This window comes from Huijunlia imazamoxiresistens, assembly GCF_037132455.1.
In the GTDB taxonomy this organism is placed as follows: Bacteria; Bacteroidota; Bacteroidia; order Chitinophagales; family Chitinophagaceae; genus Flavisolibacter; species Flavisolibacter imazamoxiresistens.
Window position 1 is genome coordinate 160,738 of sequence record NZ_JBBBEI010000010.1, and the last position, 25,335, is coordinate 186,072.

The following is a 25,335-nucleotide window of genomic DNA, read 5'->3' on the forward strand; positions in this document are numbered from 1 at the left end:
ATCAACAAAATGAAATCATTCTTCCCTATCGGACTGTCGTGTTTTTTTCTGCTGGCCGCCTGCAACAAGGATAAGTTTCAAACCAAACCGACCATAATCGTTAAATCGGTCAGCTCCGAGGTGGTGCCGCAGCAGCAGAGCCTGGACGTGGCGCTGGAGATCACCGACAAGCAGGGCGACGTGCGGGATTCGGTTTTCGTTATCCTCGAACGGAAGAATGGCAATGCCCCCGACCCACGGTCCCGTACCCTGGTGTTCGATATTCCCACTTTTCCCAACTCGTCCAAGATTGATATGAACATCACCCTGGATTACGGCAGGGCCCTGACCCTGAACTCCCTCGCCATCGACGTTCCCGGGACCGGCGGACAGAAGGCGCCGGATACGCTCGACCTGAAGTTTTCCGTAAGGGATGCGGCCAAGAACATGAGTGATACGGTAACCAAACGCATTATTGTAATCCGGTAACGTTGAGCAGCATTTTTAAACAAGCGTTTCACTTTTTCCTATTCACAAGCACCTACATTGCCCTTTGCGCCGTTGCCATGATCCTGCAGACATGGTACCTGTTTCAGCTGCAGCCGGAGCTGCGCTACCTGCTGTTCGTATTTTTCGGCTCGCTGTGCAGCTATAATTTCCACATGCTGATGACGCCCGGCATCTACGGGGGATCGGAAAAGATGCAGTGGTCGGTGCGCCACCGATGGCTGCACCTGGCCTTGTTCCTGCTGGGGCTTGCCGGCGCGGGCTATTATGTGCTGCACCTGCTGGAGCACTGGCCCTGGCTGATGGCCACGGCCTTCATCACCTTTATGTACTCGGCCCCCAAGGTGCCCTTCCCGATTTTCCGGGACATCAAAAAGATCGCCATCGGCAAAACGGTGTTTTTGGCCCTGGTATGGACGCATTCCACCGCCCTGCTGCCGCTGGTGGTGTCGCAGGTGCACTGGCAGGGAACGCACGGGCTTTTTATCCTCAACCGGTTTTTCCTGATCTATGCCATCTGCGTGGTATTCGACTTCCGCGACCGCGAGGAGGACAAGCGCGAGGGCATCCGCACCCTGATCACCTACCTCAGCGAAAGGGGCATCAACATCCTTTTCTGGTGCTGCCTGCTGCTGTTCGCCTTCACCACCCTGCTGCTGTACCGGCAGGGCTTTGCCGCCGCCGACTGTATCGCCCTCTTCCTTCCCGGACTGATCCTGGCACTTTTGTACGATTATTCCAAAAAGCAGCCCTCCGACGTCCTGTACCTGTTCGTGCTCGACGGCCTGATGATGTTTTCCGCCGTCCTGCTGTTCTTGCTGCACCTGTAGGGGCCGTTTTTCGGACTTCTTAAGTACATTTGCCCCCTAATCTGGAGTTCATGGCAAACGCGGAAAATAACCAACAAAAAGAAGAGCAAGCGATCCTTACACCGGAATCCTTTGAGTTTTTCAAAAGTTATATCAACAACCCCTCGCCCGTAGGCTTTGAAAGCTCGGGCCAGAAAATGTGGCTCGACTACGTGCGGCCCTACATCGACGAGGAGTTTACCGACCCCTACGGAACGGCGGTGGGCATTATCAACCCCAACCAGCCCTTTAAGGTGGTGATCGAAGCCCATGCCGACGAGATCAGCTGGTTCGTCAACTATGTCAACGGGGAAGGACTCATCTACCTGAAGCGCAACGGCGGCGTGGACCACCAGATCGCTCCCGGCCAAAGGGTGATCATCCACGGCAAAAAAGGCCCGGTTAAGGCCGTGTTCGGCTGGCCGGCGATCCACACCCGCATCAACAACCCCGACAAGGAGCCGGCCATCAAGATCGAGAACCTGTTCCTCGATACCGGCGCCCGCAACAAAAAAGAGGTGGAAGAGCTGGGCATCCATGTCGGCGCCGTGGTCACCTACCAGGACGGCTTCGACGAGCTGGCCTACAACTATTTGATCGGCCGTGCCTTTGACAACCGCGTCGGCGGCTACATGATCGCCGAGGTAGCCCGCCTGCTGAAGCAAAACGGCAAGCAACTGCCCTACAGCCTGTACGTGGTCAATGCCGTGCAGGAAGAGATCGGGCTGCGCGGAGCGGAAATGATCGCCCGCCGTATCAAACCCAACGTGGCCATCATTACCGACGTTACCCACGATACCGCCACCCCCATGATCAATAAAGTGATCGAAGGGGAAACCTGGTGCGGCAAAGGCCCCTCGCTTTCCTTTGGGCCCGCCGTGCACAACAAGCTGCTGAACCTGGTACAGGAAGTGGCCGAGAAGGCCGAAATACCGGTACAGCTGCGGGCCGTATCCCGGAGCACCGGCACCGACACCGACTCGTTCGCCTATGCCAACGACGGCTGCCCCTCCGTGCTCATCTCCATCCCCCTGCGCTATATGCACACCACGGTGGAAATGCTGCACCGCTCCGATATCGAACAAACCGTCCGGCTGATGTATGAAACCCTGCTGACGCTGACCCCTGAAACCAACTTAAGTTATTTCTAATGCAGTATTTACTTTACATTGAACCAGGTAGCGGCAGCTACCTGGTTCAAGCTATTGCGGCCGCTGCCCTGGGCATCGCCTTTTTCTTCCGGAATATAAAGCTGTACATCAAAGCGTTTTTCTTCCGCTGGTTCAGGAAGGATCAAAAAGAGGAGCAATAATGCCGGACACCCCCCAGCTGCACCCGGCTTCCTACCGCGATCCGTCGGGCTTTGTGTTTGAACACCAGGGTACCCTGTACCGGCAGGTGAACCTCGTTTTCCGGGACGACTTTGAAAAATTCACCCGCAGCGGCCTGGCCGCCCACCTGGTGCAGGAAGGGCTGCTGGTGCCCCACGAGGAGCTGTCCGAAAACCTGGCCGGCCGCCCCGACTGGCTCACCACCCTGAAGCCCGAGCGCATCGGCTTTATCTCCTATCCCTTCGAGTGGAGCTTCGACATGCTGAAGGACGCCGCCCTGCTGACGCTTCGGCTGGCAAAGGAAGCCATGAAATTCGGCCTGATGCTCAAGGACGCCACGCCTTATAACGTGCAGCTGCACCGCGGAAAGATGGTGTTTATCGATACCCTTTCCTTTGAACGCTACGACGAAACCCGACCCTGGGTAGCCTACCGCCAGTTCTGCGAAAGCTTCCTGGCGCCGCTGGCCCTGATGCACTACCTGCAAACGCCCCTGCAGCCCCTGCTGCTGGCTTACCCCGAAGGCCTTCCCCTGCCCCTGGTCAGGAAGATGCTGCCCTTCAAAAGCCGCTTTCACCTGCATGTCAGCCTGCACCTCCGCCTGCAGGCAGCCTACGTTTCCGCCGCTGCCCCAAAGGAAACGAAAACCACCGCCGCCTTTTCCGCCCGCAAGCTGGAACATATCCTCACCAGCCTGGAGCAGGCCGTACAGTCGTTCGCCCTGCAACAGCCTTCCGGTGTCTGGTCGGGCTATTACGAAGAAGCCCTCCAGAGAGGAAACTACGTCACCCACAAGAAAAAAGTTATTGAGGAATGGCTGGAGCACCTGCCCGGCCTGGCTACCGCCATCGATGTGGGCGCCAATGAAGGGACGTTTTCCGAACTGGCGGCCGCCCGCCGCATCCATACCGTAGCCGCCGACGGCGACCATTTCTCGGTAAACAACCTTTACCGGAAAATAAAAAAGGAAGGCAATGCCTTCCTGCACCCATTGGTCATCGATTTCGTACACCCCTCCCCCGCCATCGGCGTCAACAACCGCGAACGGGCGTCGTTGCTGGAGCGGTCCCCTTTCGACCTGGTACTGGCGCTGGCGGTGATCCACCACCTGGCCATCGGCAAACACCTCTCCTTCGAACAGATCGCCGAACTGTTCGGCCGCCTGGGAAACACGGTGATCGTGGAATTCGTGCCGCCCCAGGACGAAAAGACCCAACAGCTGCTGCAGCAAAAGACCATCGCTTTCCCCTGGTACACACAGGAACAGTTTGAAGCAGTGTTCGCCCGCTATTTTAACCTGGTAAAAACGGCGCCCCTGCCCGGAACTACCCGGGTGCTGTACCTGTTGAAGAAAAAATAACTCTATGTGGCAAATTTCGCGGTGGACGGCCCTGCTCCCCTTTTTACTCGTGGTCTTTTTCGTGCTGCATGGCGTGCAGGAAAACTTCGGCTTTATCCCGGCAGGTGACGCCGCCCTGTTGTGCGCCACCTACCTGCTGGGGGCAGGCCTGCTGTATGTGCTGCTGCTGTGGTTTTATAAAAGCCGCTCCAAAGCCGCCCTGATGGCCACGGCCCTGCTGTCGTTTTATTTCTTCTTCGGAGCGGTGCAGGAGTTCCTGAAGAACAGCCACTGGCTGCAGCAGCTGGCGCGCTATTCCCTGCTGGTTCCCCTGTTCCTGCTGCCCCTGCTGTTCCTGTTCTTCCGGCTGAAAAAACGCCCCGTCACGGGCAGCCGCTTTTTGCACTTCCTCACCCTGCTGCTGCTCCTGTACATCGGCTTCGATACCGCCGGCATCATTGCCAAGGCCGTGCGCAACGAGCCCGACAAACTCTCGGTCTATTCGTTTGCGCGGCCGGAAAACGTTTCTCCCCGCTGTACCGGCTGCCCCCGCCCCGACATCTATTTTTTGCTGTTCGACCAATATACCTCCTCCCGGGCGCTGCAGCAACGGTTCGGCTACGACAACAGCGACCTGGACAGCTTTTTGCTTCGCCGGGGTTTCCACCTCCAGCGCGATAGCCGGTCCAATTATAATTTTACGCCCTTTTCCCTGGCGTCCATCCTCAACCTGTCGTACCTGCAAGGCATTCCCCCCAACGGCGCGGTTACCATCGAGGATTATGCCCGCTGTAATAAGCTGATCCGCGACAATGCCGTGATCCGCTTCCTGTCCGCCCGGGACTACGAGATCATCAATTATTCCATCTTTGACCTGGCAGGCAATCCCTCGCCGGTACGGCAGGACTTTCTGCCCCTGAAAACCAAGCTGATCACCGACCGCACCCTGTTTGCCCTGCTCCGGCGCGATTTGGGATGGCTGCTGTATACCGGCCGGTTCCGGATCAGCTGGCTGGCAGACGACCTGATTTATACGTCGAAGAAAAACAATGAAAAATTAATCCGCCTGGCGAAAGCGCTCCCGGCGAAGCCCGGGAAAAAGCCGCGGTTTGTGTACGTGCACCTGATGCTGCCCCACCCTCCCTTTTATTATGACAGGAGCGGACAACCGAAAAAGCTGGCTGTCGTACGACAGGAATTCAAGGACCTGCCGCCGCAGGCCTACCTGGATTACCTGCCCTACACCAACCAGCAGTTAAAAGAGATCGTCACCAGCATTCAAAAGCATACCCACGGCAAGGCGGTTATCGTGTTTATGGGCGACCATGGCCTGCGCCAGGGCAAGGACCGGAAAGCGTATTTTCAAAACCAGAATGCCGTGTACCTGCCGTCGGCACCGACGCCCGCCCTCTACGACAGCATTTCCGGGGTCAACCAGTTCCGGGTGGTATTCAACCGGTTGTTCGGGCAACAATTCCCCTTACTTCCGGACTCAACCGTCTTCCTGGTGGATAAAAAATAACGACAAGGCAGGCGCAACAGGCGCCTTACTTTTTGTCTGCCTTCTTCGCTTCAAAAACAATATTGCTGGAGCCGTCGCGCAGCCACAGTTCATCGTTGGTGACGGTAAAGCGGCTGATGGTATTTTGAAGCAGCCTCAAATACCAGCTTTCCTGCTCCTGGAAGGTGCAGGCCTTTTCGGTAGCGGTCACCTGGTTGAAGCGGATGCTGCTGCCCTTAAGGCTGAACTTACCGGAGAAGGTGTTACAGCCCGTATTGCCGGTAAAGGTAGAGTCCTTGTTCAGCACCAGCGAGGCATTGACCATGTAATCGGTCTCGCGGCCGGTCTGCCGCTTCATGGTCACCACTTCCCAGTTGCCGGCGATGGAATCCATGTAATCGGCATGTTTGGCCACCACCGGGTCTTCTTCATAAATGATGGAATCCTGTGCCACCTCCCGGCGTACCCTGATGGTACCGGCTTTTAACTGGGCATAGCTGTCACAGGCGAAAAGAAGGAAAAGAATGAACGGAATAAGTTTAGGCCCTCTCATAAAATCAGTTTTATAAAAGGCCTCAATTTTTGTACCACCACTGCTGAGCAACGAACAGTTTACGAGTTTACGGGTTTACGAGTTGCTTGCGCCCGTAAGGAACTCGTAAACTTGTAAACCCGTAAACTCGTAAACTAATAAATTAGTTCAGCGCCAGATCCAAAACCTGGCTCATCGTTCGGACATAATGAAAGGTCAGTCCCTTGATGTAGTCGGGGTTGATGTCCTTGACGTCCTTTTCGTTCTGCCAGCAGAGGATGATCTCGCGGAGGCCGGCGCGCTTGGCGGCCAGCACTTTTTCCTTGATGCCGCCGACGGGCAGCACCTGCCCGCGCAGGGTGATCTCGCCGGTCATGCCCAGGTAGGGACGCACCTTGCGGCCGGTAACGGCGGAAGCCAGGGAGGTCAGCATGGTCACGCCGGCGCTGGGACCGTCCTTGGGCACGGCGCCCTCGGGCACGTGGATGTGCAGGGTCTTGCGGTCGAAGATCTTGGGCTCGATGCCCAGCTTTTTGGCGTTGGCGGTCAGGTACGACAGGGCGGTGGTGGCGCTCTCCTTCATCACGTTGCCCAGGTTACCGGTCAGGCGCAGGTCGGGCTTGCCGTCGCTGGCGGTGGCTTCGATGAACAGGATGTCGCCGCCCACCACGGTATAGGCCAGGCCCACGGCCACGCCGGGGATGTTGGCCGACTTGTACATTTCGTTGGAATGCTTAGCGCGGCCGAGGATGCGTTCCACGTCCTCGTAGCTGAGGGTGGCCTTCACCTTGCCTTCCAGGGCCAGCTGCTTGGCCTGGTTGCGCATAATAGCCGCCAGGATGCGGTCGAGCTCCCGCACACCGCTTTCGCGGGTGTAATCCTGGATAATCTTTTCCAGGGTGCGGTCGCTGAGCTTCAGGCTGGTGGTCTTCAGGCCGTGGGCTTCCTTCTGCTTCGGGATCAGGTGGCGCCGGGCAATTTCGATCTTTTCCTCCACGGCATAGCCGCTCAGCTCAATGATCTCCAGGCGGTCGCGGAGGGCGGGCTGGATGTTTTGCAGGTTGTTGGCCGTGGCGATGAACAGCACCTTGCTCAGGTCGTACTCCAGCTCGAGGTAGTTATCGTAAAAGGTATTGTTCTGTTCGGGGTCCAGCACCTCCAGCAGGGCGCTGCTGGGATCGCCGCGGAAGTCGGCCCCCACCTTGTCGATCTCGTCGAGGATCATCACGGGATTGGAGGATTTGACTTTGCGGATGGACTGGATGATGCGGCCGGGCATGGCGCCGATATAGGTCTTGCGGTGGCCGCGGACCTCGCTTTCGTCGTGAATGCCGCCCAGGCTCAGGCGGGCGTACTTGCGGCCGATGGCGTTGGCGATGCTGCGGCCCAAAGAGGTTTTGCCGATGCCGGGAGGACCGTAAAAGCACAGGATCGGGCTTTTCATGTCGCCCTTCAGCTGCAGTACGGCCAGGTATTCGAGAATCCGTTCCTTGATCTTGTCCATGCCGTAATGGTCGTGGTCGAGCACTTCCTTGGCCTTTTTGAGGTCGTACACGTCCTGGGTGTAATCCTGCCAGGGCAGGTCCAGCATCAGGTCGAGGTGGTTGTACACGATGGAGTAGTCGGGGGTGCTGGGGTGCATGCGTTCGAGCTTCTCGATGCCCTTCTGGAACATTTCTTTGGCGGCCTCGGTCCATTTCTTGGTGTCGGCCTTTTTCTGCATGTCCTTGATCTCGCGGTCGTTGGCGTCGCCGCCCAGCTCCTCCTTGATGCTTTTCAGCTGCTGCTGCAGGAAGTATTCGCGCTGCTGCTTGTCGATCTCGGTCTTGGTCTTGGTGGTGACCTTGTTTTTCAACTCGGCAAACTGCAGCTCTTTCTGCAGCAGTTGCATCAGCAGGTCGGCGCGGTCCTTTACGTGGTTCAGCTCCAGCAGCTGCTGCTTTTCCCGGATGTCGGTATTGAGGTTGCTGGAAACGAAATGGATGAGAAAGGAAGGGCTTTCAATATTTTTTAATATAATGGACGCCTCGGTGGGGATATTGGGCGACAGTTGGATGATTTCGGTGGCCAGGTCCTTGATGGTGGAGACATAGGCGTCGAAGTCGGGATCGTTGGAGATCTCTTCTTCCGGCAGCACCTGGATGGAAGCCTTGAAATACGGTTCTTCGGTCAGGAGCTCCTCCACCGAAAACCGGCTTTTGCCCTGGATGATGATGGTGATGCCGCCATCGGGCATCTTGATCTGCTTGACAATCTTGGCCACAGTGCCGATAGATTCCAGGTCTTTAAAGCCCGGGTCCTCGATGGAGCTGTCCTTCTGGGCGATGACACCAATGAGCTTATTGCCTTTGTAGGCATAGTTCACGGCCTTTATGCTTTTATCGCGGCCCACGGTGATCGGGAGCACCACGCCGGGAAACAAAACGGTATTGCGAAGGGGTAACAGGGCCAGTTCCGAAGGGATGGTAACGGTATCTGCGGCATCGCTTTCGTTTTCATTTATGGGGATGATCGGCATGAAATCCATCTCATCTTCGGGCTTAAACGTAAAATTCACTCAGGATCATTTTAAAGTTTCGACAATAGGACACTAAACTGCAAGATGGCAAATTTAACGCAAGCAGGGAGAAAAAAATTCCCTCCGCAGGGGAGGGAACTTTTGAAAAGAAAATAAGGAAGCTTAGAAATTTAAGCCCACCGCCAGCTGGAGGCCCTGGCTTTTCCATTTGGTTTTGTCGGAAACCGTATTGTAGTTCAGGTCTCTTTTGTCGTTCAGGCCGATCACGTATCGGGCGGAAGCCACGATCCTGCTGATCTTGATCTGGGCGCCACCCAGCAGTGAAAAGTCGCCGGTTTTAAAGGCTTCCTGTCCATTGTTGACCAGGTCCTTGTTCTGGTCGAGGAGGATGCCGAACTGGGGGCCGGCCTGCAGCGACAGGAAGTCGCCGCCGATCTTGTAATCCAGCAGCACGGGTATGGCCAGGTAATTCAGGTTGATGTCTTTGTTGCGGGCATCGGTGGCCGCATTCTGGTACACGCTGGTAAAAGCAGTATCGGTCTTCAGCTTGCTTTGCAGGAACAGCACCTCGGGCTGGATCCCCAGCTTTTCGCCCAGCTTCAACCGGGCAAAACCGCCGACCAGGTAGCCCCACTTGAATTCTTCGTTAAATGCTTTACCGTCAATCTTGGTCAGGTTGGCGCCTGCCTTCAGACCAAGGCTTAACTGCGCCTGTGAAACCTGTGCCAACAGCAACAGTGCTACAACTACGTACCATTTCGATTTCATACTCTATGTTGATTTAGTGTTAAACCAGTTGATTTCGTTTTCTCTATGGCAAGCGTGCAAAGATGCGCTGTTCCTGTTCACTGCCAGGGGCAACCGAAATTAAAAGATCAGCCCCGTGTTGACGACAAAGGCCGTGGTGATCTTTTTATCCGCGGCCGGCAGGTAGCAGTTGAACAGCAACTGCGGCTGCACGAAAAACTTGTTCACCGCCCATTCCGACTTCAGCAGCGCCCCTGCATAAAGAGGCCGGAACTTCGTGGTCTCGTCCAGGTAATAGCTTTCGTTGCGGTAGGGTTGGTTGTTTCCCACCAGGCGCTGGAAGCCATACGTGCTGCTGGTTTGGTTGAACCCGAAGCTCTGGGTACCGCTGGTGAGGCTTAGCTGCGGGCTCAGGCGGATATAGTCCTTATTCGAAAACAGGTTTATCCAGTAAAAGTCGTGCCGGGCTGAAATTGTCACATTAAAATCCGTCATGCTCTCCTCCGTATTCACCCTCGTCGGCGGCTGCAGCGGCTTCAGGCGCAGGCGCAGGGCCGAGATAGAATTGGCGGTTTCGCTCCACTGGCTTTTGCTGCCCCAGCCGTAGCTGGCCGAAATCCCGGGACGTACCCACCATTTGCGATAGGTGAAATACGCCTGCAGTTCGTTTTTCAGCGGCGAAGTATAAAAGGGCAGGGAGTCTTTTGTAAAGTAGCGGCTGGCGGAAAAGCCGGTAATAAACGCAAGGTTCCTGACATAATCATACGAGCCGGTCAGCGAAAACTGGAACGGGTTCAGCTTCCCGCCATCATTGACCACCGAGGCTGTAGCACTAAGGCCCAGGCCGCTTTTGTGAAAATAGCCCGCCGAAGGCAGCAGCAGCAACTGGCGGTTTTCGCTCAGCTGCCGGCCCGAGGCCGAGGTGTAATTGAAAACCGAGGAACCGGCCGACAGGTTGATCAGGCCAAAGCTCCGCGGCGTCAACAGCGAATCCAAAAAACTGTCCAGGTCGGATAACAGCGCCTCGTCATACAGGCTGGTGTCCACCCACGCCAGGCCGGTGGTGTCTTTTTTTCCCTGTGCGCTGGCCCCGTTGGCCAGGCCAAACAGCAGCAACAACGCCAGAAGTTTTGGATGCAGGATGGTTTTCGGTTTTTTCTTGAAGTACACTGACATGTTCAAAACGCAAAGGTTTAACAGAATGAATTTATAAGTAATAAATTATGAGAAATGAGTGATGAGTACCAGAGGCTGCGCCTAATTTCCAATGAACCAATGAACTAATTCCCACTACCCTAGGCCAGTTCCAGCAGGGTGATTTCCGGCAAAATGCCTACCCGGCCGGGATAGCCCAGGAAGCCAAAACCCCGGTTGACATAGAGCTTCTGGCTGTGGTTTTCGTACAGGCCCGCCCACTGCTGGTACATGTACTGTACGGGGCTCCAGCGAAACCAGGGCAGCTCCACGCCGAACTGCATGCCGTGGGTATGGCCCGCCAGCATCAGGTCGATGTCCGGGAATTTGGGCCGCACCTCCGCATCCCAGTGCGAGGGATCGTGGCTCATCAGGATCTTAAACGGCAGGTCCTCGGTGCCGGCATGGGCCTCGGCCAGCCGGCCGTGCTTGGGAAACCGCGCCTTGGCGCCCCAGTTCTCGATGCCGATGAGGGCAATCTTTTCCGCTTCCCGCTGGAACACCACGTGCTCGTTCATCAGCAGTTTCCAGCCCAGTTCGGCATGCACCTGCTTCAAACGTTCCAAATTACGCCTTTTCAGTTCGCTGCGCCCGCCGGCTTCGTCGGGCCACTGCACATAGTCGCCGTAATCGTGATTGCCCAGGACGGAAAAAACGCCCAGGGGCGCCTTCAGCAGGCTGAAGATGTCCATGAAGTTGTCCATTTCGTCGGCCGTATTGTTCACCAGGTCGCCGGTAAACAGGATCAGGTCGGGCTGCAGGCCCAGGATGGTTTCCATGCCCCGGCGCACCGCCGCCCGGTCGCGCAGGCTGCCGCTGTGGATGTCGGAGATCTGGATGATTTTGAGGCCTTTAAAGGCGGCGGGCAGGTTGGGGAAGGAAAGCGCCACCCGCTTCACCTGGTAGTTGTACTTGTTGGTAAAACCCAGCACCAGCGAGCCGAAAATAGCGCCGCCGGCACCCAGGCCCAGCCAGCTCAGGAAGGCCGACCGGCTGATGGAATCGCCTTCCTGGATCTGCTCGCCCTCGGTCTGGGAAAAGAACAGCTTGCCCGCCGCCCACTGCAGGAACCGCCGCATGTCGTCGGCCAGCAGGAAGAGGGAGCAGACCAGCTGCCCGAAAAAGAAGGCGGCCAGCAGGGCAAAGACGGTAGTGCGGAGCCCTTTGGAATAATTATCGAGCTGTAAATACGGGAGCACCAGCAATAACACCAGCACCAGGAGGGAAACCACCCAGTACCCGCTATAGAGGTAGGGCTTCAGGCGGGAACCCGCTGCCACGGCCTTCAGGCCCTGGAAAACGTAGGCGTCCAAAAGGAGCATCAGGCCGGCGGCCACGAACAGGAAAGTTGCGCTGCGCATAATTTACGGAAAATAGGATGCAAGTAAGGAAAGATTTGCTAACAATCTGCTATATCTTTCCACATAGGGGCGTTTGGCCGCTTTGAACACGTATTTTTGCAACTTCTTTACAAAACGACGGCGTATTATGAAGTTTACCTATTATGGTCATTCTTGTTTTGCAGTAGAACTCAATGGAAAAAAGGTATTATTCGATCCCTTCATTACCCCGAACGAGCTGGCAAAGAACGTGGACGTAAGCAGCATCGAGGCCGATTTCATCCTGGTGTCGCACGGACATGGCGACCACCTGGCGGACTGCGTGGCCATTGCAAAACGGACGGGCGCCCTGGTGGTCACTTCCTTTGAAGTGGCGGACTGGCTGGGCAAACAGGGCGTTCCCCATACCCTGCCCATGAACCATGGCGGTAAAAAGGACCTTGATTTCGGCACGGTCAAGTGCGTCAATGCGGTGCATTCCTCCTCCCTGCCCGACGGCAGCTACGGCGGAAACCCCATGGGCTTTTTGCTGTACGGGGCCGACAAATCCTTTTACTACAGCGGCGACACTGCCCTGACCACCGACATGCAGCTGATCCCCCGCTGGACACGGCCCGATTTTTCGGTCCTGTGTATCGGAGACCACTTCACCATGGGCATCGATGATGCCGTGGAAGCGGCCCGGATGGTGCAGACCACGCAAATAGTCGGCGTCCATTACGATACTTTTCCGTATATTAAAATTGATCAACAACAAGCAAAAGATACCTTTTCCGCGGCCGGCCTGACCTTACACCTGCCCGGCATCGGAGAAAGTATTGATTTATAAAACTATTTTAGCTGATACAATGGGTAGAATTATTGGAGTAGCCAATCAAAAGGGCGGCGTCGGAAAAACAACGACGGCCATCAACCTGGCCGCCAGCTTCGCTGTGCTGGAGTTCAAAACGTTACTGATTGACGCCGATCCCCAGGCCAACAGCACCACCGGCGTGGGCTTTGACCTGCAGAACGTGCGGCAGAGCCTGTACGACTGCATGGTGAACAACGCCACCGCCCGCGATGTCATCCTCAAGACCGACATCCCGAACCTTTCCCTCATCCCTTCGCATATCGACCTGGTAGGGGCGGAAATTGAAATGATCAATTACCCCAACCGCGAGGCCGTGCTCAAGCGCCTGATCGACCCCATCAAGGACGAATACGATTTCATCATCATCGACTGCTCGCCCTCGCTGGGCCTGATCACCGTCAACGCGCTCACTGCCGCCAACTCGGTGATGGTGCCGGTGCAGTGCGAGTTCTTCGCCCTGGAAGGCCTGGGCAAGCTGCTGAACACCATCAAGATCGTGCAAAGCCGCCTGAACACCTCCCTGCAAATCGAAGGCATCCTGATGACGATGTACGACGGCCGCCTGCGGCTGTGCAACCAGGTGGTGAACGAAGTGCGCCGCCACTTCGAGGACCTCGTGTTCAGCACCATCATCCACCGCAATGCCCGCCTGAGCGAAGCGCCCAGCGTCGGCAAGCCGGTGATCCTCTATGATGCCAACAGCAAGGGATCGATGAACTACCTGAACCTGGCCAAGGAGATCCTGCAAAAGAATAACCTGACCAAAATACCCCAGGAGGAAAGAACGCTCGAGTTCTAGTCGCCCCGTTCCGAGTTCCGGGCGCCGGGGAGCTTACCGGTTGATTTTTAGGTTTTTAAGGGCCGTTGAAAAAACGGACCTTTGCACCGGAAACCTCCCGAAAACGCAGGCCCCTGACGCAGCGCACGGAACACAGGACCCGGGAACATTGAGAACTCAAAACGCAGAACCGCAAAATGACAAATCCTAAACCAAATAAGGACCTGCTGGGCAAAGGCATCCGCTCGCTTTTGCAAAGCATCGACTCAGACCTGAAAAGCCCTTCGGGGCACCTGAAGGAATCCACCGTGGAGGCCGTTACCGGCGTGCTGCGCATTCCCCTGCAGGATATCGAGACCAACCCGCGCCAGCCCCGCCGCGATTTCGACGAGCAGGCGCTGAAGGAACTGGCCCAGTCCATTACCCTGCACGACATCATCCAGCCCATCACCGTGTCGAAGCTGGCGGGCAACCGCTACCGCCTCATCACGGGCGAGCGCCGCTGGCGGGCCGCCAAGCTGGCCGGCCTGGCTGATATCCCCGCCTACATCCGCCAGGCCAACGACCAGGAACTGCTGGAGCTGGCCCTGCTGGAAAACCTGCAGCGCGAAGACCTCAACGCCATGGAGATCGCCCTGGGCTATAAGCGCATGATGGAAGAGCTGAGCCATACCCAGGAAGAAGTGGCCGAACGCATGGGTAAGGACCGCAGCACCGTCACCAATTACATCCGCCTGCTGAAGCTGCCCCCCGACATCCAGATCGCGGTCCGTAGCGGCGAGCTGAGCATGGGCCATGCCCGCGCCCTCATCAACGTGGACGGGGTGGACAAGCTGCTGTTCATTTTCAACGAGATCAAAAGCAAGCACCTGTCGGTGCGCCAGACCGAAAACCTGGTGCGGCTGATGGGCAAGGAAGCCGAACAGGAGAAAAAGCAGCCCACCGGCCCCAGCCTGCCGGCCGCCTACCAGCGGATCGAGGACAAGCTGGCCTCGCACTTCAGCACCAAGGTAAAGCTGAAACACAGCAAGAACGGCAGCGGCGAGATCACCTTCGACTACACCTCGCTCCAGGACCTGAACAAATTGTTGGATATAATGAACATCACCATTGACTAGGAACGTTTCCCTACCCTTCTTCCAATGGCTGCTGGGCGTTCTGCTGCTGGTGTTTTGCCAGACCGCTGCCGCCCAGGAAAAACGCGACACCCTGGTCCGGGCCGATACCCTGCGCCGGGCCGACACGCTTTCGCGGCCGGTGCCGGCCGACTCGCTCCCCAAGGTGGCCCAGCCGGCGCCCCCCGCCACCGAAAAAAAGGTGGACTCGGCGGCCAACGCCTTCTCGCCCCGCAAGGCCATCATCCGGTCGGCGATCCTCCCGGGCTGGGGACAGATCTACAATAAAAAATACTGGAAGCTGCCCCTGGTGTACGGGGCCCTGGGCGTTACCGGCTACGTCTTCGTCACCAACCTGCAAACGTACCGCGACCTGCGGTTTGCCTACCAGGCAAAGTACAAAGCCAGCCAGTCACCGGCGGACTCTTCCGACTACTTCCTGATGAAGCCGGAATACGTGCCGGTGGGCATGGAAAGCCTGCGCTACAACCGCGACAACTTCCGCCGCTACATCGACTATTCGGTGCTGTTCTTCGTGCTGTTCTGGGGCCTGAACGTAGTGGATGCCGCCGTGGATGCCCACCTCAAATCATTCGACGTCAGCCCCGACCTGGCGCTGAAATTCAAGGCCGGCCGCAGCCAGATGGCCGGCACCACCGGCATCGGCCTGGTGCTGGCGTTTAAATAGTCTTCCCTTATACATAAATATCTCAAGCAGAATTAATACTATACACTATGCGTATTGCAATTATCGGTTATGGAAAGATGGGAAAAATGATCGAGGAAGTGGCACTGCAGCGCGGACATGAGATCGTGCTGAAGATCAACATCGAAAACACCCAGGACTTCACGGCGGAAAACATCGCCAAAGCCGACGTGGCCATCGAGTTCACCGGCCCCTCCAGCGCTTACGGCGACGTGCGCCAGTGCCTGGACTTCGGCATTCCCGTAGTCAGCGGCTCCACCGGCTGGAACGACCGCCTGGAGGAAATGCGGGCGTACTGCCAGCAAAAGGGCGGCAGCTTTTTACATACCTCCAACTTTTCCATCGGCGTCAACATCTTCTTCGAGGTGAACAAGCAGCTGGCCAAGCTGATGGCCACCCATCCCGAATACGAAGTGCAACTCAAAGAGATCCACCATACCGCCAAGCTCGACTCGCCCAGCGGCACCGCCGTTTCCCTGGCCGAACAGGTGCTGGCCAACCTGCCCCGCAAGAAAAGCTGGGCCAACGAGCCTACCGGCATCCCCGACGTGCTCAGCATCCTCTCGGAACGCGTGGACCCCGCCCCCGGCACCCACCACGTGAAATATACCTCCGAGATCGATGACATCGAGATCATCCACACCGCTCACAGCCGCAAGGGCTTTGCCTTCGGCGCCGTCCTCGCCGCCGAATACATCCACGATAAGAAGGGGGTGTTTGCGATGAAGGACGTTCTTGGAATTGGTTAATTGGTTAATTGGGATATTAGGACGGAACCATCCTGAACCAGTATAGAGAAAAGGGCATTGGTGAATAACCAGTGCCCTTTTTCCTGTAAAACTGTTCCCACCCAATACCCAATTAACCAATTAACCAATTAACTAATTAACTAATTCCTTCAATGTTTACTTTCGCCCCGCATGGAATCCAAACTGAAGATCCGGCCACTGCATTTTACCCTGTTCTGGCTGGTGCTGAACCTGCTGCAGGCGGCCTTTACCCAACTCACGTCCGACGAAGGCTACTACTGGTTTTATACAAGGGCGCTCGACTGGGGCTATTACGACCACCCTCCTTTCCTGGCCCTGCTGATCAAGGCGGGCTACAGCCTGTTTCCCAATGAATTCGGCGTCCGCTTCTTCTACGTGCTTCTGAACAGCATCGGCGTGTACCTGCTGTTTGGCTTCGTCGACCCCAACGACAGCCGGCGGCTGCGGCTGATGTATGCCGTGCTGCTGTCCCTTCCCCTGTTTCACTACCTGTCGTTCCTGGTGTTTCCCGACGGGCCGTTCCTGTTTTTTTCGGTGGTGTTCCTGGTGGGCTACAAGCGCTTTCTGGAAAAGGACGACTGGGCTTCGGCCCTGCTCATGGGCGTGAGTACGGCGCTGATGATGTATTCGAAATACCATGCGGTGCTGGTGGTGGGCTTTACCGTTTTGTCGAACCTGCGGCTGCTGCGTTCGCTGAAGTTCTATGCCGCCATGCTGCTGGCGCTGCTGCTGTTCGTGCCGCACATCCGCTGGCAGTTCGCCCACGACTTCGCCACCTTCCAGTACCACCTCTCGGGCCGCAGCTCGCAGCTGAGCTTCCGCCATGTGGGCGAATACATCAGCCAGCAGCTCGGCGCCCTCACCCCCGTGCTGCTGGTCGTTCCCTTTTTCTACAAATCCCGCGACCGGTTCGAAAGGGCCCTGCAGGCCATCATCATCGGCTCGCTGCTCTTTTTCCTGCTGTCGTCGTTCAAGAACTTTATCCACTTCCACTGGACCTCGCTGACCCTGTTCCCGCTCATCGTGATCGCCCCGGCCTGGTTTTTAAAAACGGGAAAAACAAAGCTCCTGCGCCGGGGTGTGCTGCCGTTTGCGTTCGTGGTGCTGCTGTTCCGCCTGTACCTGGTGTTCCGCATCGTGCCGGTCAACCATATCGGCATCGACTACTACCACGGCCGCGACCTTTGGGCGCAGGATATCCGCCAGGTAGCTGGCGACCGGCCGGTATTTTTCCGCAACAATTTTCGCGAGTCCTCGCTTTACTCGTTCTATTCCGGCGGGCTGGGCGTGTCGCTGCAAAGCGGCGAGAAACGGCGGTCGCAGTACGAGTTCTGGCATTACGAGGACAGCCTGCAGCACCGCGAGGTGGTGCTGGTACGCGACCACCCCTTCGAGGGCAGCCAATGGATCCAAACCCGCATGGGCAAGGAGGTGCACTACCGCGTCCTGCCCGACTTCACCTCGTACTACGACCAGGGGATCCAAACCTCCTTTCCCCGGAGCATCCGGCCCCATTCGGTCGTGTTGGTAGACGCCCTGGTCAGTAACCCCCGGGCAACCCCCGTCACCTTTGCTGCCGACAGTACCGGAAACGCCCCCACCCTTTTTTATTCCCTCCGCAAAGGCCGGAAGGAAGTGGCCCGCGGCCCGGGCAAGGTATTTACGGAGCCGGCCACCGTAGCGGCCGGGGGACAACTGCCGGTTAAAGTGTCCGTTGCCCTGGGACCGCTGGAACCGGGGACGTACACCATCGTGTTTGGGCTCAGCCGGCCCCTGCTGGACGATGCCTATAATTCGGCGGTATTTGAAACTGTGGTGCAATGATTGCCGCCTACATTCATTAATTATGGAGCTGAAGCTGAAGAATTTCGAAACCGTTTTATCCAAAGACCTGCTGCAGTCCGCCAGGAAGTGCACCGTCCGGGAGTGCGACGAAACGGAGAAAGGAAATTTTGTGGGCTACGTGGACGAGGGCAAAAGCAGCTATGATGTTTCCCTGGAGCTGACCGGGGACACGGTAACGGCCCACGGCTGCGACTGCAAGGCGAGCACCGGAGGCGCCTTCTGCCGCCACCAGGCCGCTATGCTGCTGCATATTGCCGCGGGGCAAAAGCCCAAAGCCCCCGTTAAAGCCAAAAAAGCAGGCAAAGCCGAAATCTTGCTCGAAGAAGCGGAAACTGCCGAACTGAAGGAATGGTTGCGGGAAATCCTGGGGCGCAACAAGGACCTCGAGCTTTCCTTCGTCCACTACTTTTCGGCCCGCCGGCAGCACTACAGCCCGGAAGAAGTGACGCAGCTGACCCTGGATGCCGTCAAGGCCACCGTGGGCCGGAAGAAAACCGTGGACCCGACGCTGCTGAAAAAGCTGGTGGACCTGTGGTCCGACATCCACGCCCCTATCCTCAGCGGTTACACGGCCAACGCGGCGGACAAAAACGCATTCGGGAACGTTCACGCCCTGTTGGAAACCGCCTACCGGTATAGCGCGGAAATCAATACCACCAGCAGCCGTATTCCCAAGTACCTGGAGGGCCTGCTGCAGCAAACCTTGGAGCCCCTCCACCAGCTGGAGGCCGAAGAGGCCTGGACGGCCGCGACGGACCATTTTATCCGCCACCTGCTGGACGACCGCAAGCAGCTCCGGTTGCACTACCTGCAGCACCTGAGGCAACTCGCCGCCCTGGCCACCCGGGAACGGCGGGAAGACCTGATCCGCCGCCTGGCCGACCACTACCGGGACCGCAATCCCGCCATGATCGTCCAGGACACCACCTACACCAAGGTCCTGTTCGGGCTGGTGGAGGAGGCGGGCATTTTCCCGCGCTACTACAACCTGTTCCAACCCCTCCGGTTCGACAATGCCTTCAACAACGAACTGATCCGCCAGCTGATCGCCTACCACCACCTGGAGCGGGCGGAAGAATACTGCCTGGACCAGATCAAAAACAATTACCACGACGACTACAACACGCTCTACCTGGAACTGCTGAAAGAAATCTACCACCTGCAGGAAGAAGAGGAGCTGCTGATGGAGGTGCTGGCCAAGCTCGTGCCGCGCACCTTTGACCTCGACGACTTTTTGTACGTGCTCCACCGGCTGCCGCCCGTGGACCAGGCCAACTGGCGCACCCAGGTGCTGACGAAGGCCCGGAACACCTGGGGCAGCCTTCAGAAAAAGGCCATCGCTTTCCGCTTTCAACTGATGGACCACGAGCAGGATTACTCGAAAATGGTCAGCTCCATTGACCACAACACCCCCTACCGGCTGGTGCTGCAGTATTTCGAGCCCATGGCCCGGGCCGACAAGTCGGGTTTGCTGAAGATGGTGCTGAACAAATACGAAAGTTCGAACTGGAGCCAGTTGCCCGAGGAGTCGAAACAGGACCAGGAATGTTTCCCGGACCTGCTCAGCTCATTTTTAGAATACTTCACGCCCCGCCAGTTGTGGGAGGCCATCGCCGCCAATGAAAAGGCCCGCTACGGCTACCGCCCCAACGCCTTCCTCGATTATTTAAAGGAAAATCTATACGAAGATTAAGGATGCGGATTCCCGTCCCCTTTGGGGCGTTTGGCGTAAAACCTCTCCCCCGGTTTCGCTAACGCGAAACCGACCCCTCTCCAGATGGAGTTATGCCTTACCCAAATCTTAAAAGGTGTCCAGCAGAGGGATTTCTTGTGCTGTAGGCACAACTGGTAGGTAGAAAATCACCAGTAGAATGCTTCCGTTCCGCTAGGAACGGCTGGTAATTGCGGCCTACCAACCGTTCCTAGCGGAACGGAAGCTACCAACTAAACCTTTGCTACCCACCATACGCCCCTAGCGGGGCGTAAATCTTTCACTGTTTCTGTCCTTTAAAAATTTGGGTAAGGCATAGCTATGTGGGGAGGGGGTGGTCTAGCCTTAGGCTAGACCGGGGGAGAGGTTTTACGCCAAGCCTCTTGGCAGGCCTTCCTTATTCCCAATGAACCAATTAACAAATACCCTAATTCCCAATTCCCCATCAGTGCCCCTTCAAATTCTCCAGCATATCCCGGGTCATGCGGGGCAGGTCGAATTCGGGTTGCCAGCCCCAGTCGTGGCGGGCCTGGCGGTCGTCGATGCTCTGGGGCCAGCTGCGGGCGATGGCCTGCCGGTAGTCGGGCGCATAGCTGACGGAAAACCGGGGCACCCGCTTTTGAATTTCGTGCTCCAGGACGGCGGGAGAAAAGCTTAAGGACGCCAGGTTGTAGGAGGTGCGGGTGGTGACCTTGGCGGCCGGCGCTTCCATCAGCTCGATGGTGGCCCGGATGGCATCGGGCATGTACATCATCGGCAGGAAGGTGTCGGGCTCCAGGAAGCAGGTGTAGGGCTTGCCTGCGGCCGCATGGCGGTACATTTCAATGGCGTAGTCGGTGGTGCCGCCGCCCGGCGCGGATTTATAGGAGATCAGGCCGGGGTAGCGCAGGCTGCGCACATCCACGCCGTACTTGTTGAAATAATAGTGGCACCAGAATTCGCCGGCATATTTGCTGATGCCGTAGACCGTTATGGGCTCGATGATGGTCTGCTGGGGACAGGCTTCTTTGGGCGAGGTGGGCCCGAACACGGCAATGCTGCTGGGCCAGTACACTTTATGGAGGTGTTCCTCGCGGGCCAGGTCGAGCACGTTCAGCAGGCTTTGCATGTTGAGGTTCCAGGCCAGCGCCGGGTTCTTTTCGCCCGTAGCCGACAGGATGGCCGCCAGCAGGTACACCTGCCGCACGTTCTGGCGGATCACCTGCACGTGCAGCATTTCCTTGTTCATCACGTCCAGCGGCACGTAGGGACCCGTACCCCGCAGCAGCTCGTTCTCCTCCCGCAGGTCCGAGGCGATCACCTGGGCATCGCCATAAATGCGGCGCAGCGCCAGCGTCAGCTCCACGCCTATTTGTCCGGAGGCCCCGATGACCAGTATCTTTTCTCTTGTCATAAAGGATGGATATGAATTTCGGCAAACTACAGTTACCGGCAATCGGCGCACCAAAAAAGGGAGCTCTTCCGTGATAAAGGGCAAACTCCTTTAAATTTGAGGCATGATTACTTTCTTGGAACAACTATTTGCCGGTCAGGACTATGACAAGGACAACTTTTTCCTGATCGCCGGCCCCTGCGTGGTAGAGGGCGAAGCCCTGGTACAGGAAGTGGCGGAAAAGGTGGCCGCCCTCTGCAAAAAGCACGGCATTCCCTATATTTTCAAGGCTTCGTACAAAAAGGCCAACCGCACCAGCGCCGGCTCCTTTACCGGCCTGGGTGATGAAGCCGGGCTGCAGATCATCCAGAAAACGGCACAGCAGCTGGGCCTGCCTTCCACCACCGACATCCATTCCGAAAACGAGGCCCGCCTGGCCGCCAAATACGTGGACATCCTGCAGATCCCCGCTTTCCTCTGCCGCCAGACCGAGCTGCTGGTAGCGGCCGGTGAAACGGGCAAGATCGTCAACATCAAGAAAGGCCAGTTCGTCAGCGGCGAGGCCATGAAGTTCGCCGTGGAAAAGGTAAAGAACAGCGGCAACGAAAAAGTGATGCTGACCGAAAGGGGCACCACCTTCGGCTACCAGGACCTGGTGGTGGACTACCGCAACATTCCCCTGATGCAGCAGTCGGGCGTACCCGTGATCATGGACTGCACCCACAGCCTGCAGCAGCCCAACCAGGCCAGCGGCGTCACCGGCGGCAATCCCCAGCTGATCGGCACCATCGCCAAGGCGGCCATCGCCTCCGGCGCCGACGGCCTGTTCATTGAAACCCATCCCGACCCTGCCTGCGCCCTGAGCGACGGCGCCAACATGCTCCGCCTCGACCTGCTGGAGGCCCTGCTGGTGCAACTGATCAAGGTACGGAAGGCAATTTTAAGTTAGGGGTTGGAAGCGGGGAACTATTGAAAAGGGAACTGTTCTTTTACAGGAGCAAATCCCCTAATTTTAGAACAAACTCAACCCTCAATGGATAGAAAGTTCAAGATAGGCGATAAGGTCCGGCTGAATTCCGGAGGCCCTGTGATGACCGTGTTTGAAAACGAGGTCTGGCATGACCTCCTGGGCGCCCTGACCGGCAAGGCCAAACCACCGCAGGAAACCGGCATGGTCACCTGCCAGTGGTTCAAGGATGATGAATTGAAAAAGAACAAATTCCACGAGGATACCCTGGAACTGGTGATTGACTAATGATCGGTTCCTGCAATGCTTTAGCTGCCCCTGCCGGGGCAGCTATTTTTTTTCACTCCCGACGAAACATTACTCCTCCAGGCGGATGCCGATCTTTTTCATAAGGATGGAAGCGTTGAGGTTCGTACAGATGCCTTCTTTCAGCTTGTAATCGAAATAGAGCTCCTCACCTTCCACCTGCACGTCGAAGTGGTAATTTTCGATGGCGCCGGGCAACCGTCCTTCCAGGGCGGACAGCTCCACATCGTGGGTAGCGATCACCGCCACGGCCTGTTCTTGAATCAATTGCCTTATCAGGGCGCCGGAACCGGTATGGCGGTCGAGCGAGTTGGTGCCCCGCAGGATCTCGTCCAGCAGGATGAAGACCGGCTCGTGGCGGTTGACGGCCTCGATGATGGTTTTGAGCTTTTTCAGCTCGGCATAAAAGGTGGAGGTGTTTTCGGCCAGGTTATCGGCGATGCGCATGCTGCTCATCAGCTGCACCGGCGACAAATGCAGCCGACGGGCACAGGCCGGCGCCCCCATCTGCGCCAGCACGGCATTGACGCCCAGGCTGCGCAGGAAGGTGCTTTTGCCCGCCATGTTCGAGCCGGTCACCAGCGCCACCTTGCCCCGGCCCTGCAGCGTAAAGCTGCTGGTGACCCGGGTGCCCTCGGCGATCAGCGGATGGCCGATGGCCTCCCCTTCCCACCGAAAATGTTCGCCGCCCACCTGCGGCAGGCACCACTGCGGCCGGTTGGCATGCAGGGTGGCCAGGCTGCCCAGCACTTCCATTTCGGCCACCAGCCGGAACCAAAGGGGCACCCGCTCCCTATTGCGTTGCTTCCAGCCGTTCAGGGCCCTCATCTGCCGCACGTCCCACAACAAAAAGGAATTCAAAAACAGGAAGGCCAGCAGGTTCAGCCGCAGATCAAAGCGGTTCAGGATCTCTTTCAGCTCCTTCAGCTGGTTAAAGGCCCGGTCCTCGCCTGCCACAACGGACCGCTGCAGCCGCTGCAACAGCGGCGCCTGGAAGGCCCGCTCCTCGATCCAGCGCATGCCCTGCGCCAGCACGCCCACCTCGTCCACGATGCCGCTCAAATGGTTGTAAGCGGTCATGGCTTTCTTGCTGAAATAGCCGCCCGTCATAAAATACACCAGGAACAGGAAGGTAAACAGCGACAGGGAGATCCAGCCCGCAATCGCCGCTACTGCCGATGCCAGGGTAAATATGGAATACAGGGGCAGCACTATTTTCCAGGCGGCATGGGTAAAATGCTGTTCGGGCTCGGCCAGCCATCTTTCGGTTTTCTGCTGCGTGCGCCGGGTCACCGGCGTCTCCATCAGCAGGGCCTGCAGGCCCTGGCGCCAGGAAAAGAGGGGCGCCAGTTCCCGGATGGCCTGGTGGCGCTCCCGCACCGCTTCCGGCGACAGGGGCTCCAGGAAGTTCCCGGCCAGCAGGGCACGGCCCTGTTCGCTCTGGCAGCGGTTGACCATCTGGTAAAGCGAGGCCTTTCCAAAAATATCGAAGTCGTTGGCATAATCGTGCAGGCCGGGAGCATATTCCGCCCCGTCATAGCGGTGGTGGTACTTGTCGTTCAGCACCTGCAGCTCCTCCTCATTGATCGTCAAAAGATTCTGTACGTTGGTAAGCTGCCGGTTGTTGTTGGTATCGATGGAAACGGTGGCCAGGAAAAGGGCGATGCCTACGGCTATGCTCAAAATACCGCCGCCCACCGACACGTTGAACAAGCCGAAGGCCGCCACCGCCGTGATCACGATCACCGTCAGCCGCAGCCACCCCAGCATGCTTCGCTTTTTGCGTAACTCCTTCAACTTCCCGGTCAGGCTTTCGATTTGCCGGGCATATATTTCTGCAGGGGGGGTATGTTCCATGAGTGCAAGTTTACGAGTTTACAAGTTTACGAGTTTACGAGTTGCTGGCGCCCGAAGGGAACTCGTAAACTTGTAAACCCGTAAACTCGTAAACTCATTAACTTGCAACCTCTTTTATGGAAACGAACTTCAAAGCCGCCTCGCTGAAAAGCCTGATTGTTCATTATGTGGGCAGTAAGAACAACCTGGATCCCCTGTACCTGTCCGAAGAAACCCTGGCCCTGGATGAAGAAATGCTGCAGGTGGTGGGCGAGAGTTTTTTGAACAAGTTCAACAACGCGGCGGAGTACTTTAAATTCAGCCACCCCTCCTCCCTGCAGTTCAATGAAGTGTACAACTACGCCGAGCAGCTGTTCGAGCACCGCGACGAACTGGTGGCCCTCTCCACCAGCATTGCCAAACACCTGTACGAAAGCTCTACCCACCCGAAGGTGAAGGGAGGCGAGCTGTATGTAGGACTGTTTGAAGGACTGCCGGTGGACGGACGGATCTACAAGGCCGTCGGCCTGTTCAAGACCGAGAACAAATCGCTGTTCCTGGATGCCCAACACAAGGAAAGCAACTTCGAGCTGGAGATTAAAGAAGGCGTGGAACTGACCAAGATCGACAAGGGCTGCCTGATCATCAATAATAATCCCACCGAGGGTTACGACGTGCTGATCTTCGACAACCAGAACCGCGGCGAGGAAGCCCAGTACTGGAAGGAAAAGTTTTTGCAGCTGGCGCCGCAAAAGAATGAGTTCCACCAGACCAACCACATGCTGACCCTGACGAAGCAGTACATTACCGAACAAATGGAATCGGAGTTCAACCTGGACAAGACCGACCAGATCGAACTGCTGACCAAATCCATTGACTACTTTAAAAGCAAGGAATCGTTTGATATCGAGGAGTTCCAGACCGAGGTGTTCCAGAGCGACGAAATGATCGAGTCGTTCCGCGACTTCGGCTCCCGCTATACCCAGCAGCACGACATCGATATTTCCGCCGGCTTCGACATTTCCGGGCAGGCCGTGAAAAAACAGATGCGGGTGTACAAAAGCGTCTTAAAGCTTGACCGGAACTTCCACGTCTACATTCATGGCAATACCGACCTCATCGAAAAAGGCGTCGACGATAACGGCCGCAAATATTATAAACTGTATTACGAAGAGGAGAGCTAACTTTTTCCTTTTTCCACTCCCAACGAAAAAGCCCTGCTGCATACGCAACGGGGCTT

At 57.0% G+C, this 25,335-nt stretch carries 23 protein-coding genes; 16 read left to right on the forward strand and 7 right to left on the reverse strand.

The window, feature by feature from the left end; all coding sequences use genetic code 11:
- Positions 1 to 9 precede the first annotated feature (9 nt).
- From V9K67_RS14035 to V9K67_RS14060, 6 genes are all read left to right on the forward strand, one after another.
- Positions 10 to 468 carry a hypothetical protein gene (locus V9K67_RS14035; protein WP_336723477.1) on the forward strand — a complete coding sequence of 153 codons (459 nt, stop codon included), beginning with the start codon at positions 10 to 12 and terminating at the stop codon, positions 466 to 468.
- Positions 469 to 545: 77 nt separating this feature from the next.
- Positions 546 to 1,316, forward strand: a complete 771-nt coding sequence (locus tag V9K67_RS14040) for a UbiA prenyltransferase family protein (protein WP_336723479.1) — start codon at positions 546 to 548, stop codon at positions 1,314 to 1,316.
- A 50-nt stretch (positions 1,317 to 1,366) separates the two neighbouring features.
- Positions 1,367 to 2,485 (forward strand): M42 family metallopeptidase, encoded by a 1,119-nt coding sequence (locus V9K67_RS14045; protein ID WP_336723481.1) that lies wholly within the window; start codon positions 1,367 to 1,369, stop codon positions 2,483 to 2,485.
- Positions 2,485 to 2,646, forward strand: coding sequence for a hypothetical protein (locus tag V9K67_RS14050; RefSeq protein ID WP_336723483.1), 162 nt, complete (start codon positions 2,485 to 2,487; stop codon positions 2,644 to 2,646). The genes V9K67_RS14045 and V9K67_RS14050 overlap by 1 nt, the downstream gene beginning before the upstream one ends.
- Positions 2,646 to 4,025, forward strand: a complete 1,380-nt coding sequence (locus V9K67_RS14055) for a class I SAM-dependent methyltransferase (RefSeq protein ID WP_336723485.1) — start codon at positions 2,646 to 2,648, stop codon at positions 4,023 to 4,025. The genes V9K67_RS14050 and V9K67_RS14055 overlap by 1 nt, the downstream gene beginning before the upstream one ends.
- A gap of 4 nt (positions 4,026 to 4,029) precedes the next feature.
- The gene (locus V9K67_RS14060; RefSeq protein ID WP_336723487.1) at positions 4,030 to 5,526 is read left to right on the forward strand and encodes a sulfatase-like hydrolase/transferase; all 1,497 of its coding nucleotides are present in this window, start codon (positions 4,030 to 4,032) and stop codon (positions 5,524 to 5,526) included.
- A gap of 25 nt (positions 5,527 to 5,551) precedes the next feature.
- Here V9K67_RS14060 and V9K67_RS14065 read toward each other — a convergent pair whose 3' ends face one another.
- The 5 genes from V9K67_RS14065 to V9K67_RS14085 form a co-directional block, all read right to left on the reverse strand.
- Positions 5,552 to 6,058 (reverse strand): META domain-containing protein, encoded by a 507-nt coding sequence (locus V9K67_RS14065; RefSeq protein ID WP_336723488.1) that lies wholly within the window; start codon positions 6,056 to 6,058, stop codon positions 5,552 to 5,554.
- A 142-nt stretch (positions 6,059 to 6,200) separates the two neighbouring features.
- Positions 6,201 to 8,564 carry an endopeptidase La gene (lon, locus tag V9K67_RS14070; RefSeq protein WP_414696776.1) on the reverse strand — a complete coding sequence of 788 codons (2,364 nt, stop codon included), beginning with the start codon at positions 8,562 to 8,564 and terminating at the stop codon, positions 6,201 to 6,203.
- Between the two features lie 153 nt (positions 8,565 to 8,717).
- Positions 8,718 to 9,323 (reverse strand): porin family protein, encoded by a 606-nt coding sequence (locus V9K67_RS14075; RefSeq protein ID WP_336723490.1) that lies wholly within the window; start codon positions 9,321 to 9,323, stop codon positions 8,718 to 8,720.
- Between the two features lie 99 nt (positions 9,324 to 9,422).
- Positions 9,423 to 10,478, reverse strand: coding sequence for a hypothetical protein (locus V9K67_RS14080; RefSeq protein ID WP_336723492.1), 1,056 nt, complete (start codon positions 10,476 to 10,478; stop codon positions 9,423 to 9,425).
- Between the two features lie 119 nt (positions 10,479 to 10,597).
- Entirely contained in the window at positions 10,598 to 11,857 is a 1,260-nt protein-coding gene (locus V9K67_RS14085) for a metallophosphoesterase (RefSeq protein ID WP_336723493.1), read from the reverse strand.
- 127 nt (positions 11,858 to 11,984) lie between these two features.
- On the opposite strand from V9K67_RS14085, the gene V9K67_RS14090 reads away from it, so the two are divergent.
- The 7 genes from V9K67_RS14090 to V9K67_RS14120 all read left to right on the forward strand — a co-directional run bounded on the left by V9K67_RS14090 (position 11,985) and on the right by V9K67_RS14120 (position 19,596).
- Entirely contained in the window at positions 11,985 to 12,665 is a 681-nt protein-coding gene (locus V9K67_RS14090) for a metal-dependent hydrolase (protein WP_336723495.1), read from the forward strand.
- Between the two features lie 19 nt (positions 12,666 to 12,684).
- Entirely contained in the window at positions 12,685 to 13,488 is an 804-nt protein-coding gene (locus V9K67_RS14095) for a ParA family protein (RefSeq protein ID WP_336723496.1), read from the forward strand.
- 176 nt (positions 13,489 to 13,664) lie between these two features.
- Positions 13,665 to 14,585 (forward strand): ParB/RepB/Spo0J family partition protein, encoded by a 921-nt coding sequence (locus V9K67_RS14100; RefSeq protein WP_336723498.1) that lies wholly within the window; start codon positions 13,665 to 13,667, stop codon positions 14,583 to 14,585.
- On the forward strand, positions 14,578 to 15,270 hold the full coding sequence (locus tag V9K67_RS14105) for a DUF5683 domain-containing protein (RefSeq protein WP_336723499.1): 693 nt from the start codon (positions 14,578 to 14,580) through the stop codon (positions 15,268 to 15,270). The genes V9K67_RS14100 and V9K67_RS14105 overlap by 8 nt, the downstream gene beginning before the upstream one ends.
- 47 nt (positions 15,271 to 15,317) lie before the next feature.
- Positions 15,318 to 16,037 carry a 4-hydroxy-tetrahydrodipicolinate reductase gene (gene dapB, locus V9K67_RS14110; RefSeq protein ID WP_336723501.1) on the forward strand — a complete coding sequence of 240 codons (720 nt, stop codon included), beginning with the start codon at positions 15,318 to 15,320 and terminating at the stop codon, positions 16,035 to 16,037.
- 171 nt (positions 16,038 to 16,208) lie between these two features.
- Positions 16,209 to 17,882: an ArnT family glycosyltransferase gene (locus tag V9K67_RS14115; protein WP_336723503.1), complete on the forward strand. Its 1,674-nt coding sequence runs from the start codon at positions 16,209 to 16,211 to the stop codon at positions 17,880 to 17,882.
- Between the two features lie 22 nt (positions 17,883 to 17,904).
- The gene (locus V9K67_RS14120) at positions 17,905 to 19,596 is read left to right on the forward strand and encodes a hypothetical protein (RefSeq protein WP_336723505.1); all 1,692 of its coding nucleotides are present in this window, start codon (positions 17,905 to 17,907) and stop codon (positions 19,594 to 19,596) included.
- 463 nt (positions 19,597 to 20,059) lie between these two features.
- Here V9K67_RS14120 and V9K67_RS14125 read toward each other — a convergent pair whose 3' ends face one another.
- Positions 20,060 to 21,007, reverse strand: coding sequence for an NAD-dependent epimerase/dehydratase family protein (locus V9K67_RS14125; protein WP_336723507.1), 948 nt, complete (start codon positions 21,005 to 21,007; stop codon positions 20,060 to 20,062).
- A gap of 103 nt (positions 21,008 to 21,110) precedes the next feature.
- Here V9K67_RS14125 and kdsA point away from each other — a divergent pair, with 103 nt between their 5' ends.
- Together kdsA and V9K67_RS14135 are read left to right on the forward strand one after the other, a co-directional pair.
- Positions 21,111 to 21,935 (forward strand): 3-deoxy-8-phosphooctulonate synthase, encoded by an 825-nt coding sequence (gene kdsA, locus V9K67_RS14130; RefSeq protein ID WP_336723508.1) that lies wholly within the window; start codon positions 21,111 to 21,113, stop codon positions 21,933 to 21,935.
- An 84-nt stretch (positions 21,936 to 22,019) separates the two neighbouring features.
- Positions 22,020 to 22,241, forward strand: a complete 222-nt coding sequence (locus tag V9K67_RS14135) for a YodC family protein (protein WP_336723509.1) — start codon at positions 22,020 to 22,022, stop codon at positions 22,239 to 22,241.
- Positions 22,242 to 22,310: 69 nt separating this feature from the next.
- Here V9K67_RS14135 and V9K67_RS14140 read toward each other — a convergent pair whose 3' ends face one another.
- Complete coding sequence (locus V9K67_RS14140; protein WP_336723511.1) at positions 22,311 to 24,116, reverse strand: MutS-related protein; 1,806 nt, start codon at positions 24,114 to 24,116, stop codon at positions 22,311 to 22,313.
- A gap of 116 nt (positions 24,117 to 24,232) precedes the next feature.
- Here V9K67_RS14140 and V9K67_RS14145 point away from each other — a divergent pair, with 116 nt between their 5' ends.
- Positions 24,233 to 25,279: a nucleoid-associated protein gene (locus tag V9K67_RS14145; RefSeq protein WP_336723513.1), complete on the forward strand. Its 1,047-nt coding sequence runs from the start codon at positions 24,233 to 24,235 to the stop codon at positions 25,277 to 25,279.
- Positions 25,280 to 25,335 lie beyond the last annotated feature (56 nt).